The 15,892-nt window shown below is 39.3% G+C and carries 13 protein-coding genes and 1 riboswitch; of the genes, 2 read left to right on the top strand and 11 right to left on the bottom strand.

All coding sequences use genetic code 11. From position 1 onward, the window contains the following. Positions 1-107: 107 nt before the first annotated feature. From PVA17_RS15865 to PVA17_RS15835, 7 genes are all read right to left on the bottom strand, one after another. Positions 108-2,318, bottom strand: coding sequence for a heterodisulfide reductase-related iron-sulfur binding cluster (locus tag PVA17_RS15865; RefSeq protein WP_274068228.1), 2,211 nt, complete (start codon positions 2,316-2,318; stop codon positions 108-110). A 506-nt stretch (positions 2,319-2,824) separates the two neighbouring features. Next, on the bottom strand, positions 2,825-3,388 hold the full coding sequence (locus PVA17_RS15860) for a cob(I)yrinic acid a,c-diamide adenosyltransferase (RefSeq protein WP_132360300.1): 564 nt from the start codon (positions 3,386-3,388) through the stop codon (positions 2,825-2,827). A 72-nt stretch (positions 3,389-3,460) separates the two neighbouring features. Beyond that, on the bottom strand, positions 3,461-4,936 hold the full coding sequence (locus PVA17_RS15855; RefSeq protein ID WP_274068227.1) for an adenosylcobinamide amidohydrolase: 1,476 nt from the start codon (positions 4,934-4,936) through the stop codon (positions 3,461-3,463). Continuing rightward, positions 4,933-5,934 (bottom strand): FecCD family ABC transporter permease, encoded by a 1,002-nt coding sequence (locus tag PVA17_RS15850; RefSeq protein ID WP_132360296.1) that lies wholly within the window; start codon positions 5,932-5,934, stop codon positions 4,933-4,935. Before PVA17_RS15850 ends, PVA17_RS15855 begins: the two co-directional genes overlap by 4 nt. Then, entirely contained in the window at positions 5,931-6,896 is a 966-nt protein-coding gene (locus tag PVA17_RS15845; protein ID WP_274068226.1) for an ABC transporter substrate-binding protein, read from the bottom strand. Before PVA17_RS15845 ends, PVA17_RS15850 begins: the two co-directional genes overlap by 4 nt. Before the next feature lie 253 nt (positions 6,897-7,149). Further along, a riboswitch (cobalamin riboswitch) is annotated at positions 7,150-7,332 on the bottom strand. A gap of 858 nt (positions 7,333-8,190) precedes the next feature. Beyond that, complete coding sequence (gene argS, locus PVA17_RS15840; protein ID WP_274068235.1) at positions 8,191-9,858, bottom strand: arginine--tRNA ligase; 1,668 nt, start codon at positions 9,856-9,858, stop codon at positions 8,191-8,193. Continuing rightward, positions 9,858-10,289 (bottom strand): YwiB family protein, encoded by a 432-nt coding sequence (locus tag PVA17_RS15835; protein WP_274068225.1) that lies wholly within the window; start codon positions 10,287-10,289, stop codon positions 9,858-9,860. The genes argS and PVA17_RS15835 overlap by 1 nt, the downstream gene beginning before the upstream one ends. Before the next feature lie 205 nt (positions 10,290-10,494). Between PVA17_RS15835 and PVA17_RS15830 the strand changes: the two genes are divergently transcribed. After that, entirely contained in the window at positions 10,495-11,439 is a 945-nt protein-coding gene (locus PVA17_RS15830; RefSeq protein ID WP_274068224.1) for a threonine ammonia-lyase, read from the top strand. A gap of 26 nt (positions 11,440-11,465) precedes the next feature. On the opposite strand, the gene PVA17_RS15825 is transcribed toward PVA17_RS15830, so the two are convergent. The 3 genes from PVA17_RS15825 to PVA17_RS15815 form a co-directional block, all read right to left on the bottom strand. Beyond that, the gene (locus PVA17_RS15825; RefSeq protein ID WP_274068223.1) at positions 11,466-12,224 is read right to left on the bottom strand and encodes a CPBP family intramembrane glutamic endopeptidase; all 759 of its coding nucleotides are present in this window, start codon (positions 12,222-12,224) and stop codon (positions 11,466-11,468) included. After that, on the bottom strand, positions 12,221-12,790 hold the full coding sequence (locus tag PVA17_RS15820; protein WP_132360280.1) for a TetR/AcrR family transcriptional regulator: 570 nt from the start codon (positions 12,788-12,790) through the stop codon (positions 12,221-12,223). The genes PVA17_RS15825 and PVA17_RS15820 overlap by 4 nt, the downstream gene beginning before the upstream one ends. 509 nt (positions 12,791-13,299) lie before the next feature. After that, positions 13,300-13,674 (bottom strand): winged helix-turn-helix transcriptional regulator, encoded by a 375-nt coding sequence (locus tag PVA17_RS15815; protein ID WP_132360278.1) that lies wholly within the window; start codon positions 13,672-13,674, stop codon positions 13,300-13,302. Between the two features lie 166 nt (positions 13,675-13,840). On the opposite strand from PVA17_RS15815, the gene PVA17_RS15810 reads away from it, so the two are divergent. Next, positions 13,841-14,557 carry a 3-ketoacyl-ACP reductase gene (locus tag PVA17_RS15810; protein ID WP_132360276.1) on the top strand — a complete coding sequence of 239 codons (717 nt, stop codon included), beginning with the start codon at positions 13,841-13,843 and terminating at the stop codon, positions 14,555-14,557. Positions 14,558-14,685: 128 nt separating this feature from the next. On the opposite strand, the gene speB is transcribed toward PVA17_RS15810, so the two are convergent. Next, a complete protein-coding gene (gene speB, locus PVA17_RS15805; protein ID WP_274068222.1) occupies positions 14,686-15,558 on the bottom strand; it encodes an agmatinase in 873 nt (290 codons plus the stop codon). Between the last annotated feature and the right edge of the window lie 334 nt (positions 15,559-15,892).

Below are 15,892 nucleotides of genomic sequence, written 5' to 3'. Positions count from 1 at the left end.
GGAGTTTATAGTTCAACTCCCATCTCCATTTAATCTTATTCTACAAAACAATTATTTATTGTGCAATTTATATTTTTCAGATAACTAAAATATTTCTGCAATAAACATCATTTTTCTGCGTTAGTTTCCGCATTCTCGTTTTGTTCGGCACTGTCCACAGAAGCTACTACTTCCTCAGCCATTACATCCGCTGCTTCTTCGACAGCTTTCACTTTTTCACCAAATACAGAACGCTCTAATAGTTCTGCAACATCGAATGTACCGATTGAATCCTCAACCTCTTTAGCCTTTGTTCCATCCTCTAGCATCGTTAAGCAGTAAGGACATCCAGAAGAGATAACAGATGCATCAGTTGCTAAAGCTTGTTCTGTTCGTGCTACGTTAATACGATTGCCGCCATGCTCTTCCATCCACATTAAACCGCCACCTGCGCCACAGCACATTGCTGTTTCACGATTACGCTCCATTTCCACAAGCTTAACACCTGGGATGCCACGTAATATCTCGCGTGGTGCATCATATACATCGTTATAACGACCTAAATAACAAGAATCGTGGAAAACAATCGTTTCATGAACTTCGTAATTTAACGCCAGGCGATTTTCTTCAATCAATTGATTCAATAGTTCTGTATGGTGGTAGACCTCGCCCTTCCAGCCAAAGTCTTGGTATTCATTTTTAAAGATATTGTAAGCGTGCGGGTCAATCGTAACGATTTTCTTCACGTCGTTTTTCTCAAATTCATCAATATTTGCAGTTGCCAGCTCTTGGAATAAAAATTCATTTCCTAAACGACGAGGAGTGTCCCCTGAGTTTTTCTCTTTATTTCCTAAAATTGCAAACTTCACGCCCGCCTCGTTTAATAAACGACAGAAAGCTAATGCAATTTTTTGCGAGCGGTTATCAAATGCCCCCATGGAACCTACCCAGAATAAATATTCCATTTCCTCGCCTGATTTTTTCAGCTCTTTCACTGTTGGAATATGAATTGTTGGATCGAGATCACGCCAATTTTCTTTTTCTTTACGATTTAAGCCCCAAGGATTGCCTTGACGCTCGATATTTGTCATCGCGCGTTGAGCATCAGGGTTCACTTTCCCTTCAGTCATCGTTAAGTAACGACGTAAATCAATAATTTTATCGACATGCTCGTTCATAACAGGACATTGATCTTCACAGTTACGGCAAGTTGTACATGCCCAAATCTCAGATTCTGTAATAACATCGCCAATTAAAGAAGGGCTGTAAATATCTTCAATGACTGCCCCCTCAGCACCAGCTGCCATCGCTAGCTGATTCCCCTTTGTATTAGCAAAGAATTGATAAGGAACCCATGGCTTTTGCTTTGTTACAACAGCACCTGTAAATGTTAAATGATCACGAAGCTTCACGATTAAATCCATCGGTGATAGCATTTTCCCTGTTCCCGATGCTGGACACATATTTGTACAGCGTCCGCACTCTACGCAGGAATATAAATCTAACATTTGTTTTTGTGTAAAATCTTGAATACGGCCAACACCAATTGCCGGAATATCCTCTTCATCTTCAGCATTTTCTAATGCCTCAAAGTCGATCGGTGTTAAAGTACCTGTACGATCTAAACGATTCATGTACACATTAATCGGGCTTACAATCAAGTGGAAGTGCTTCGATTGTGGTACATACACTAAGAATGTCAAAAGAATTAATAAGTGTGCCCACCACATCACATAGAACACAGCAGCCGCTGCTGATACTGGTAAGAAACTAAAAATAGCAGCAATGCCAGAAGCAACTGGCTCTGTATAAGTTAGTCCTTCACCATGCCAAATTATTCCCATACCATTTGCAAGTAATGTGGATACCATTAACCCACCAATGAAAATTAAGACAAGACCATTTTTCCAGCCTCGTTTTAGACGTACTAGCTTTTCTACATAGCGTCGGTAAAATGCCCACACAACCGCCACTAAAATCATTAATACCACAAGCTCTTGGAAAAATGTAAACACACTGTAGAAAACACCAAGCGGTAAATGTGATCCAGGTGCTAACCCCTTCCAAATTAAATCAATGGCACCTAGCTGCACCATCAAAAATCCATAAAAGAACATGACATGAATTAAACCACTCTTTGGATCTTTTAATAGCTTGTTTTGGCCAAGTACATTGACCATAAGATAACGAACTCGTTCTTTAACACTTTCATCAAATTCTATCTTTTTCCCCAATTGCACAAACTTATAGCGTGTTTTTAACAGATAGAAGAACAATCCTACTGCATAAAGCACAACCACGACTGTTAGAACAATGTTTGCAATTACTAATGGACTCATGGTTGGTCCCCCCCTTAGTTTGTCGTAACTTTCTCTCTTTGTGATAAATTTGCTAGCTCATACGTAAATGTACGTCATTCCATCATTATATTCCTATTCTAATAAATGAGTGAGCATTCAGTCAACATAAAACGGAAATATTTCTGATAATTTTATATTCTTACATTTTACTAGAAAAAATGCCACCCTAAATTTTAAGAGCGTTCTAAAACACTAAAGATATATTTTTAATATAAATTTGTCTTCTTTTGTAGTATTTACATAGTCAAAAAAGCCGATTTGCATCATGTTTTTGATGACAAATCGACTTTTTTTAGTGCGCTAGATTTCAAAGTAGTTATTTTATTTCAACGTGATGCCTTTAGCCTCTCGTTCCTCTGCTCGTGATCTCATATCGCCCTTAGTTGATAAAAACTGAAATTATTCCGATAAAAGTTAAAATTGTTCCGATAAAATGAGATTTTGTTCCGATAAATCTTCATCACAATAACCACAACTTTAGGTAATTATTTTTTAAAGACATTGCCACTTCGAATATATTCAACATCCGCGACATTCAATCGGAAATTCACAACCCTTGCAGCTGCAAATAAATAGTCAGATAGACGGTTTAAATATTTTTGTACAATTGTCGGTACATCTTCGATTTCCTTCATAAGCGTTACCATTTGACGCTCTGCTCGACGTGCTACTGTGCGAGCAATGTGTAAGGTTGCAGCTGCTGGTGCACCACCTGGTAAAATAAAGCGCTGTAACGGCGGTGCTTCATCTGATAATGCATCAATACGCGTTTCCAACACTTCGATTGGCTGCTCTGTTAGCTTATAATGGCGTTCCTTCATGACGTTAGCAAGATCGCCACCCGCATCGAAAAGCTCATGCTGAATTGTTTCTAAATCCATTAAAATATCCTTAAATAATTCACGATCTAGTTCACTAACAGCCTTACCAATAAAAGAATTTAATTCATCAATGGCCCCATATGTTTCAACGCGTAAGCTATCTTTATCAACGCGTCCACCGATAAGACTTGTTTTCCCTGTATCGCCGGTTTTCGTGTAAAGCTTCATTCTCTCATCTCCCTAAAGTTATTTTATAATTTCGCCTGAGCGTAATTGCCGCTGTCGTGCAGGGCATTATTTTCATTTAGCAGGTGTATCTGCTGAATGAAGATAATTTTTTATTGCCTGTACAGTTGTTTCAAAAACACCTTTACCGATAATCTTACCTACATCAGTAATGGGACCTCCATACAGCATTTCTTCCCCTTTTTGTGTAGCTGCAATTAATAAACTATCCGTAGCAGTACCTGTCGCAATTGTACCACTAAGTTCATCGCGAATATTTTCCGATTGCAATGCCTTTGTTTTTGCCTCGGTAGCCGTCATCATTGCTTGGAAAAACGCTTCTTCTGATAAACAACCATTAACAATAACCCACGTATTTATAGTACCAATATGTGGTTTATCTTGTCTTTCATGTGTACGAGACACATCAACTGCATTGCCTACTCCGGCCGTAACGGCAACTAGGACGCTGCCAAAGGAAGCTTTATATTCATTAATAGCTACAAGATTTGTTGGAACAGCTGTTAACATGACGACGGTACTTGTAGATGAAAAATGCTCCTTTAGTAGAAATTCAGCGACCTCTCTCTTTACATCATTAATGACATAATCTATTGGTACAGAGCGATTTAGTAGACAATCATACCAACCGATTCCTGGGTTATGGACAGCTGAGGACACTGTTTTTAACGGAAACTCCGATTGAAGTTTAATATAACGATCTGTAACAGTGAAATTTTCTTTTGTAATGACAGCACGTTGCTGATGTTCAACTGATGCTGGCATCATGGTAATTTGAGGCTTTGGAATTTCTGGATGTGCGTAAGTTGCAACTCGCGCTTGATAGACGTCTTCGATTTGCGAAGCGATTAATACTTCATGCGGCGCCCCCAATGCTCGCATCCGACCTTCCTCCATTAGCAATAATTCATCACAATAGAGGGAGGCTAAATTCATATCATGCAGTACCATAATAACGGTCAAACCACTTTCAATAGCTTCTTTTCGCACCATATCTAAAATTTGTCGTTGATGAGCAATATCTAGATGGTTCGTTGGTTCATCTAGCAGCAATATTTCAGCTGTTTGCGCAAGAGCTTGGGCTACAAAAACTCTTTGCTGCTCCCCGCCCGACAAAAATTCCATCGGTGTTTGTTCATAGCGTTTCACACCAGTTTGCATCATGGCATGTTGGACTGCTTGTTCATCGCGATCAGTCCAGCTTGAAAAGAAACCTGTTTGATGTGGATAACGCCCAAGTGATACTGCCTCCCGTACACTGTTAGAAAAAGCATTAGCATGTAATTGTGGTAGCACCGCCATTTTTTTTGCTAATGCACGAGCATTGTAAGAGCTGCTACTTTTGCCATCTACTAATATAGTGCCTGCAGTTGCTGGTAGTATACCACTTATTACTTTTAACAGTGTGGATTTCCCGCTACCATTCGGCCCTAAGATCCCTAGTATTTTGCCTTTTTCAACTGAAAAACTTATATCCTGGACGATAGGTACGTCTTCATAGCCGCCGGAAAGATGTTCAACAACAATCATGCCCGTACCCCCTTGCTTCTACGTTGCTTGTAAAAAATATAAGAAAAAACCGGTGCCCCAATAAATGCAGTAATGACACCAATCGGTAGCTCTCTTGGCATAATAATTGTTCGTGCTATTAAATCACAAATAATCAGCAAAGTTGCCCCATTTAAAAAGGATAATGGCAATAAGTGTCGGTGATCAGAGCCCCAAACCATTCTCGTCATATGAGGGACGACTAAACCAACAAAGCCAATCGTTCCAGAAACAGCTACCGCAGCTCCTGTCAACATGGATCCGCCCACTAAAATAATATATTTACTACGCTTAACATGAACACCTAGATGCTTCGCGCGTTCTTCACCATATAACAGCACATTTAACTCGCGTCTTTGTGTCCAAAGCATAATGGAGCCTATTATGACAAACGGGATAATCATCTGAACATAAGGCCAACCACGCATCGATACTGAGCCGAGCAGCCATCCGATAACTTGGCGAAGCTCTTCACCAGATAATGCAATCATTAAAGAAATCAAGGAACCTAAAAATGAACTAAATATAACTCCCGTTAAAATTAGAGTTTCCATTTTTAACGAGCGGTCTACTATTCTAGCAAAGCCCATAACAGCTACCATCGTTAATATGGCACCTATCATACTAAAGGTCGGCAATGTAAAATGACCTACAACAGGTATTGATATACTAAAAAAAATCGTCATAACTGCGCCAACTGATGCACCAGAGGAAACACCTAACGTATAAGGGTCAGCCAAAGGGTTTTTTAATAAGCCTTGAAAAGCGGCCCCTGCAATTGCAAGTGACGCCCCTACAAGCCCCGCAAGCAAAACTCGAGGTAATCGAATTTTCCATAAAATATTGGCGGCTGTTTCATCAGCCGCCTTATTCCACAATACTTCTAGCGGAATATGAACCGAGCCTATCGCCACGCCACACCAGATGCTAATAATTAGAAGCGTTATTGCTGTTACATAGGCTACAATTTTTTTACTCATTTAAACGCCTCAGGGTAGACGGCCTTCGCTAATTCCTCAAGACCATCTGCTAAACGAGGACCTTGACGACTTGTTATATTTTCATCCACTTGTACTATGGCGTTATTTTTCACGGCAGAGATTGTCTCAAAGCCTGCACGTTGTGGAATTTTCGTTAAAATATTAGGTACGTAATTATATGCCACAACAATGACATCTGGATTTTTTGCGATAATTTGTTCAGCATCAATTTTATACCAGCTATTTGAATCTGCTGCCACATTTTCGGCATGAATCATTTCTAGCATTTCATTCATAAATGTACCTTTACCCGCTGTATAAATTTCTGGCTCATCAGACGACTCTACAAAGACTTTTTTCGCCTCAACACCGTCAAGTTTTGTTTCAACTTCTTTAACTTTTGCCTTCATATTTGCAACAATTTTTTTAGCCTCTTCTAGTTTTCCTGTTGCACGACCAAGCTGTTCAATTGTTGTGTAAGTTTCATTAAAGTTTTTTGCATCCGCTACAACAAATACTTTTACACCTGCCGCCTCAAGCTGTTCAATAGCTCCTTTTGAATAACCCATACCCGACGCATGCGCAAAAACGATATCCGGCGTTAAAGCAATAATTTTTTCAATATTATAATCCATACCGCCAACCTTTTCTTTTTTAGTAACCTCTGGTGGATAGTCGTCATTATCTGTCACACCAACTATTTCATTATTTAAGCCAAGGCCAAATAAAATTTCTGTGTTACTCGGAATGAGTGAGACAATTTTTTCAGGAGGTGCCTCTAGCGTAATATCCTTGCCTGTAGCATCCTTTATCGTCATTGGGAATGTTGCTTGGTCTACTTTTGTTGTCCCTTGTTGCTCAGAAGATGACGGCTTGTCATTTGTCGCCTCTTTTGTATTACATGCAGCAAGTAAGCCAATAGCTAAAAATGCTGATAACCCTATTTTCCAAATTTTCTTCATGTGAATCCTCCTCAGTCTATTTGTGCATATAGTTGTTATTGTTTTTCTGATTTATCGATACGTTTTAGTTTTTGATACCTAACATTGTAGGGGTATATCAACATCGCGAACTTCTAACCAACATTCGCCCATGTTTTCAAATTTATCGACATTCATCTTCCAAAACAAATACCCCTCATCAAAAAATAATGAGGGGGTTAAATTTGCACAAAAATACATATACAAAATCCACCATCCTATCCTCGTAGGCTACAACGTGTTTTCCATAAAGGCAGGTCTCCTGGCTTGTGCTTCATACGCTTTTTCAAGCCTTCCCGAAATTTTCAGTGGCGCAGATTGAAAAAACTCACACATACAGTGGCGGGACCGCATCGGAATTACACCGATTTCCCTTTTCACTTTACTTAAGTAAAGAACCTTTATAATATTCAGTTGATTTTATTATACATGAAAATGAAAGAAGTCGCCTCCATTCGAGACGACTTCTAAACAATCCATTATGCCTTGGCATAATTGCGTCGGGATTGGCTTTGTGCTTAGGCCTGCGTGATGCAGGTCAGTTAGCCGTTATCGCATGGATGCGATGATTTTAGGCTAACATCCTATGTGAACTTCTTTCCAATTCCGTGACATTCGCCAATATAATGTTGGTCACTCAGTCATTGCCACAGGACGTAGCGTTCTTAGATTGAGTTCCTCTATTTCATCTGGTGTTGGACACCCGCTGAATCTGGTGGTTCTTTCCGTCACTTTGGCTGTCTCTTCCGTCGCTTCGACTATTCTTTCCGTCGCCTCGGCGGTTCCTTCCGTCGCTTCAGATTCTTTCCGTCGCTCTGGTGGTTCTTTCCGTCACTTCGGCTGTTTCTTCCATCGCTTCGACTATTCTTTCCGTCGTCCCGGCTGCTCCTTTCGTCGCTTCAGATTCTTTCTGTCGCTCTGGTGGTTCCTTCCGTCACTTGGGCTGTCTCTTCCGTCGCTTCGACTATTCTTTCCGTCGCCTCGGCGGTTCCTTCCGTCGCTTCGATTGCTCCTTCCATCGCTTCTGATTCTTTCCGTCACTTCGGCGGTTCTTTCCGTCGCTTCGACTGTTCCTTCCGTCGCCCTAGCTGCTCCCTCCGTCGCTTCATATTCTTTCTGTCACTTCGACTATTCTTTCCGTCGCTCCGGCTGCTCTTTCCGTCGCCCCGGAATCTTCCCCTCAACCCGGCCACTCTTTCCCTCGCCTCAACCGCTCTTGCTTCCTAAAACATAAAACCCCCGGCACATGATTGTGCCGGGGCTAGAAAGACGATTATTACATTTTTTCCGGTGCAGATACGCCGATTAAGCGTAATGCGTTGGCAATTGTTGTACGTACAGCAGTAATAAGGGCTAAACGAGCTTCTGTTAGCTCTTTATTTGAAGCATCTAATACTTTTTCAGCGTTATAGAAGCTGTGGAATGCAGCTGCTGTTTCTTGAATGTAGTTGGCGATACGGTGTGGTGTACGGTGCTTCGCAGCATCTGCTACCACTTTCGGGAAGTCGCCCACTTTTTTCAGTAAATCAATTTCTTTTTCTGCAGTTAACAGCGTTAAATGATCTGTTGTTGCAGCAAAGCCTTGCTCATTCGCTGAGCGTAAAATGGAAGAAATACGTGCATGCGCATATTGTGCATAATACACTGGATTTTCATTTGATTGAGATACAGCAAGATCAAGGTCAAAGTCCATGTGAGAATCACCCGCCGTTTTCACGAAGAAATAACGAACTGCATCTAAGCCAACCTCTTCTACAAGCTCACGCATTGTAACAGCGTTTCCTGTACGTTTAGACATTTTGAACTTCTCACCGTTTTTATAAAGTTGAACCATTTGGATGATTTCTACTTCAAGTGTATCACGGTCGTAGCCTAGCGCTTGAATAGCAGCCTTCATACGTGGGATATAGCCGTGGTGGTCAGCTCCCCAAATATTAATTAATTTATCGAAGCCACGTACAATTTTGTCCTCATGGTAGGCGATATCTGGAGTCAGGTATGTGAAAGAACCATCGTTTTTAATTAACACGCGATCTTTATCGTCACCAAATGTTGTTGAACGGAACCAAGTAGCACCGTCTTCTTCAAATACATGACCATTTGCTTTTAGTTTATCTAACGCTACTTCGATTTTGCCGTTTTCGTATAGTGAAGTTTCTGAATACCACACATTAAAGTTTACACGGAAGTTTGCAAGGTCTGTTTTTAACTTGTCTAATTCTAACGCTAAACCATGTTGACGGAAAAATGCAAAACGTTCTTCAGCAGATTTTGCTAAAATTGCATCGCCATGCTCGCCTGCTAGTTTACCAGCGATTTCAATAATATCTTGACCGTGGTAGCCGTCCTCTGGCATCTCAGCATCCATTCCTAAAGCTTGCTTATAACGCGCTTCTAGTGAATACGCTAAATTATTAATTTGGTTACCCGCGTCATTAATGTAGTATTCACGAGATACTTCGTAACCTGCCATATCTAGCACGTTACATAATGAATCCCCTACAGAAGCTCCACGTGCATGACCCAAATGTAGATCACCTGTTGGATTCGCAGATACGAATTCAATTTGAATTTTTTCTCCTGCGCCAGCATTAGAACGACCATAATCAGCACCTTGCTCAAGTACTGCTTTTACTACACCTGATAAGAAATCTTTACGCACAGTAATATTCATGAAGCCAGGACCAGCAATATCGATTTTCTCAATATCTGTGCCTGCTGTGTCAAGATTATCCAAAATAGCTTCTGCAATTGCACGAGGTGGTTTTTTTGCTAATTTCGTTAATTGCATAGCAATATTTGTTGCATAATCTCCGTTTGCTTTATCCTTTGGTGTTTCAAGGTGAATATTTAATTGTGTGCCAGCCTCGACTAAGCCAGCTTTTTCAACAGCCTGTGCAATCGCTGCTTTAATGGCTTGTTGTACTTGTTCTACTGCGTTCATCATTGTACCTCCGTAAATGTAATGTCTAATGTATAATTGCCAACGGATTGCCCACCCATTAGTAAATCGTACTGTACATGGAAATCTCCGCTTACTGCCTGCTTTGTAAATGTCATTTCTTTCGTGTCAATGACGAGTGGCATTGAACCGAAATCACTCTCATAATGACCCATTTGTTGTTCAATTATGTTAAGTGGTAATCGCATTTTTACTGCTCCATTACGCATAATTAATGCCTGTTCATTGCCTAGCTTCATAGTTGTGCGGATGGTTTTATCCTCCTGCACCTCTTCATATTTCAAATATATGCTTCCTGCTTTTTCAAGTAGCTGCCCTGTCAGCCACATTTCATAACTTTCAGACTCCCCATCAATCGGGTGAATCCTAGAAATGAGCTTAATGTTCACCTGCGATCTTGCTTCGTTCGCCATTATGGACGCTCCCTTTTATTGTTTTTACTATAACCTTTTTATTATAGGATGAATCCTCATATTTTTTCAAGATAGAAGTAAGTATTCTATCCGATGTTTGTTCAGAATTACTTACCATTTAAGTATTGACACAATTTCCCTGTAAATCTACAGTTATGTTATAAAGTTTGAATTTTCAATCTCTTTAACGAAATGAGGGTTGCTTATGTTAACACTTGAACAAATTCATGCTGCTAAACGAAGAATTTCTCCTTATATATTTGAAACACCTATTATTCGATTAAATGGGCTCGATCAGCTTTTAGGATGTCACGTCTACATAAAAGCCGAGAATTTGCAAAAAACAAACTCCTTTAAGCTTCGAGGGGCTCTCAATAAAATGCTTTCCATGCCACTAGAACAACTACAAAAAGGCGTAGTTGCTGCATCCTCTGGTAATCATGGTAAAGGTGTTGCCTATGCTGCCAAGCTATTAAATAGTAAGGCGACCATTGTTCTACCGGATTCAGCTCCGAGCGTTAAGGTTGATGGAATACTTGCCTTAGGTGCTGAAGTTGTACAGTGTAAGCTGGCAGAAAGACATGCACTAACAGAAAAACTTAGTCGTGATCATGGCTATTGCAACATACATCCTTATGATGATTACGATATTATAGCAGGACAAGGAACAGTAGGATTGGAAATTGTAGCACAGCTTCCTGAAGTCGATACTATTGTTGTTCCTATTGGCGGTGGTGGATTAATTAGTGGCGTTGCAACAGCTGTTAAATCCATGGCCCCTCATATCAACATAATTGGTGTGGAGCCTGCTGTTGTTTCGCGTTATACAAAAAGCTTAGAGGCAGGCGAAAGATTGCTTTTAGCGGAACACAAATCTTTGGCTGATGCTCTACTAACTTTACAGCCTGGAGAACGGAACTTTCCAATTGTTCAAGAGCTTGTCGATGAGATTGTAAGTGTAGATGAAGTAATGATTCAACGTGGGATGAAAACCTTACTCTCTGCGGGTAAAATTATTGCAGAGCCCTCCTCTTCTATCGGCATTGGCGCTGCCCTGCAAGGAATTTTACCTATTCGTAAAAATGAAAAAGTGTGCTTCCTTATTTCTGGAGGAAATGTCGGATTCAAAAAAGCATCCACTCAAATTTAATGAGTAGATGCTTTTTTGCTTGTCGTTTAAACGTAACTCTCAGAATCTTTTAAATTCATAACAGCCTTTTTAGGAAATAAAGCTCTCCAGAAATAAATTGTGAGACCCATTAACACTAAACAATGAAGGACATAAATAGAAACAGCAAGAACATTCTGCTCACTATCGGTCAAGAATGCAATAAAATCATGCGTAGCGTGCCAGACAATCGGGAAAATAATACTTTTTGTCTTTGCTACAATTTCTGCACAAACTAGCCCAAAGAGGCATGCATAAGTAACCTGTAGTAATGTCATTAAAAAATCCTGACCGGAAAGTAAATTTGTAAAATGTCCAATACTAAATAAAATTGAGGAACCTATAATAGCCACTTTAAGCCCTTTTGCTGATAAATGTTTGAAAACTAAGCCTCGGAAAATAAGCTCTTCACAAAAACCAACGGCAATAACAAATAGCAGTAAAATAAATACATACTGCGCAGAAAAACCATCTTTATCAGTCATACCATTCAAGAATGTAACCAGCTCAGAAACAATGATAAACGCTATCCACGCCTCTGCTTTAAACTTTCTAAATCCGAAATCTTGGAAAGAGAATCTACTTTTTTTCATGATCCAAAGAGTAACTAGTACACCAGCTGCAAAGGCAATAAATTGAATTAAAACTATAGAGCTTAAGCTACTTATATGTTTGACAGCTATAATTACACCAGCTACGAAAGGAAAAACAAGCGCAAGCAAAGTAAATAGTAGCGATAAAAGAATAGGTGAATTTTTTATTCTCATTTATTCTCTCCATTCAATAATTTTAGTTTAACGCCTTCAAAAACATCTTTTAAAATACCCTCAATTTCCGAGCTGTCTAAATCGCAAGTATTCGTCGCACACATTGTCGCTATACCATGCGTAGTTAACCATATATCGATAAATAGAGATTTAGCAGAGGTTTGAGTTAATCCTGTTAATTTAGAAATTAGCGCTATAATCCCTTGGTTTTCTACATCATTTACCAATTCCGAAAAGCTCGTGATCTTATATTTGTTGGATAGGAATAACAGCTCAAATAACTTTTTTTCCTCGCGAGCAAAATTAATATAAGCTAACCCCATTCCAAAAAAAGAACTTTCTTGCAAGCCCTGAAACATTCTTTCGTTGTATAGATTGCTAGCCCTTTCATATATTGCATACTTTAAATCGTCCATACTCGAGAATAATCGAAATATAGGCTTTGTCGAACAACCTAATTCTTTTGCTAAATCTCTTGCATTAACACTATCAATCCCACTCTTCCTAGCCATTTCAAAAGCACAATCCATTAAAATTTCTTCTGTAAACCGCTCTTTTGGTGCCAAAAAAATTTGCCTCCTCCCAATAGGTAACATTAGTTACCTATAATATAACAGTATTTTCCTACCACTGTCAATAAAGTATTCAAAATAAAAAAAGCTCACTTTATAAATGAGCCTTAAACTCCCAATACTATGATGTCTGGAATGAAAAAGGCTAAAAGTGAGCTCATTACGCTTCCCCACTTATAGCCCCAGATATTCGTTATTTTAAATTTAACAGATCCGAAATTATTTCTGCACTACCTGGCGAAAACATAAATATTGAGCATGAAATACATAATAATCCTACAAATACAAAACTAATTTTCTTTATTAACAAAGATTGCTTTCTCATAAATATTCCTTTAATTACGAGAAATAGCCCTACAAATAAGATTAAAAAATACCAAACGCCCATTTTAGCACACCCCTTTTACAAAAAAGACGTTAACAGTCAAGGAAAGTTCTACCATCTCAAACAACTTGTGTATCAAAATTAAAAAAAACAGCAAATTAAATTATCCTAAAATGAGCTAGTTATTGCTTTCTTGTTTAATTTGATCGATTCTATTTTTCCCCCATTCGTACATCATCTCAACGATTGGTAATAACGTCATCCCTAGTTCTGTCATGGAATATTCGACTTTCGGAGGGACTTCTGGAAACACTTCTCGGTGAACAATTCCATCTTCCATCAGTTCACGTAATTGGTTTGATAATATCTTATGTGATATTTTCGGAAAAAGTCTTTGAAGCTCACTGAAACGATGCGGTCCTTCGACGCCTAAATGCCACAGAATAACGACCTTCCATTTACCACTAATGATTGATAATGTAAGTTCTTTTTCACAATGGTAATCGTTATTTAATATTCTCTCTTTTATCTCTTCTCTTAATTTATCTGACATAGAGCTAACTCCCTTTTCGTATAAGTAACTTTTAGTAACCTCCGCACTAAAAAGTGCACTCTTCACAATGTATAAAACCGTAGTAAAATGAGGATAGTCTTAAAGACAAATCTTAATCTATTTTTTCGTCTAAATAAAATTATCTCAACCGAAGGAGCAAAAAAACATGCAAACAATCGCAGGAAAAGTAGCGTTAATTACAGGAGCTGGACGTGGAATCGGACGTGCAACAGCAGTAGCTTTTGCGCAAGAAGGTATTCACGTAGGTCTTGTTGGACGTACTCTTGAAAATTTACAACAAGTTGCAGAGGAACTTAAGCAGTATGATGTGAAAGTTGCAATCGCTGTGGCAAATGTGGCGGATTTAGACTCTATTACTAAAGCCGTTGAATCTATTCGCGGAGAACTTGGCGCCATCGACATTTTAGTAAACAATGCTGGAATTTCAAAATTCGGTAACTTCATGGACTTAACACCTGAAGAGTGGACAAATATTATCGATGTCAATGTAAAAGGTGTGTACTACACAACACGTGCTGTATTACCGGAGATGTTAGAGCGCAACACAGGCGACATCATTAATATCTCATCAACAGCTGGTCAAAAAGGTGCACCGATTACAAGTGCATACTCGGCTTCAAAAGCTGCGGTTATCGGACTAAGTGAGTCATTAATGCTTGAAGTACGTAAGAAAAACATTCGCGTGACAACATTAACGCCAAGTACAGTTGCTACGGATATGGCGGTTGAGCTTAACTTAACAGACGGCAATCCGGAAAAAGTGATGCAAGCAGAAGATTTAGCAGATTTAATGGTTGCTCAGCTAAAACTTCATCCACGTGTTGTATTAAAGCATGCTGGACTTTGGTCAACGAACCCTTAATAGAACTATTCGAAATATCAAGGCGCTATCTTTGGATGGCGTCTTCTTTTTTATATTGAAAAGGATAAGAAAAACAGGGCTAGCATATCGCTAACCCCGTTCCAACCGCTTCATTTCGAAGACCCTTCTTATTTGATCCAGCCCAAAATCATTTCTCTTAGCAATTTAGAAGCTGTATTTGCTGTCATTTCAGATGAGTCGTAAATTGGTGCTACTTCAACTAGGTCAAAGCCCACAACATTGACGTTACTTGCTGCAATCGCATGGATTGACGCTAGTAATTCTTTTGATGTAATGCCTCCGCAATCTACTGTTCCTGTACCAGGTGCATGTGCGGGGTCAAGTACATCTATATCAATTGTTACGTAAACATTACGTCCTGCTAAAGACGGCAATATTTCTTTTAATGGTTCTAGCACTTCAAATTTTGAAATGTGCATGCCATTCTCCTTTGCCCATTCAAACTCTTCCTTCATACCTGAACGGATACCAAATGAATAGACATTTTTTGGTCCGATATGTTCAGCAATTTTACGAATCGGCGTTGAGTGAGAAAGAGGCTCCCCTTCATATTCCACACGTAAGTCTGTATGTGCATCGAAGTGGATAATTGCTAGATCATCATATTTTGCAGATACAGCTTTCATAACAGGCCACGATACTAAATGTTCGCCACCCATACCTACAGGAATCTTGCCGTCTGCTAAAAGCTTCTCGATATACTTTTCAATTTCATCTAATGAGCGCTGTGCATTACCGAATGGTAACGGTATATCACCCGCATCAAAATATTTCACTTCATCAAGCTCACGGTCTAAATATGGACTATATTCTTCTAGCCCAATAGATACTTCACGGATACGCTGTGGACCAAAACGTGAACCCGGACGATAACTAACTGTCCAGTCCATTGGCATACCATAAATGACCGCCTGAGCATCCTCATATGTAGGATGACTTTTTATAAAAACGTTTCCTGAATAAGCTTCATCAAATCTCATTCCTCAACCTCCACTATATAAAAAATTATTACATTCATTTTTACCACTAGAGTTGATATCCTTTCTGGGGCGTTTCTGGAGCTTCCATCTTCATCACTCCAATCACCTTATTGACAAGACATCTTTGTCATTCAAATCCTTCAATAGGATGAACCTTTTATCATTACTCTATTAAGGACTTACAGGAATGTAATGAAACCTCTATCCTTGTATCCTCGTATACATTATTGGAACGTCTAGCAAAATTCGATTAAAATCTACAAAGTGTGTTTTTTTGTCGAACACTAGCATTTCAAACAGTACAAAAAAAGTATAGATGTTTTTGAATAAAGTG

The sequence above is a fragment of the Lysinibacillus sp. CNPSo 3705 genome, from assembly GCF_028674935.1.
In the GTDB taxonomy this organism is placed as follows: Bacteria; Bacillota; Bacilli; order Bacillales_A; family Planococcaceae; genus Lysinibacillus.
The sequence above is the reverse complement of the archived record's forward strand: the minus strand, read 5'-3'. Positions and strand labels throughout refer to the sequence as shown.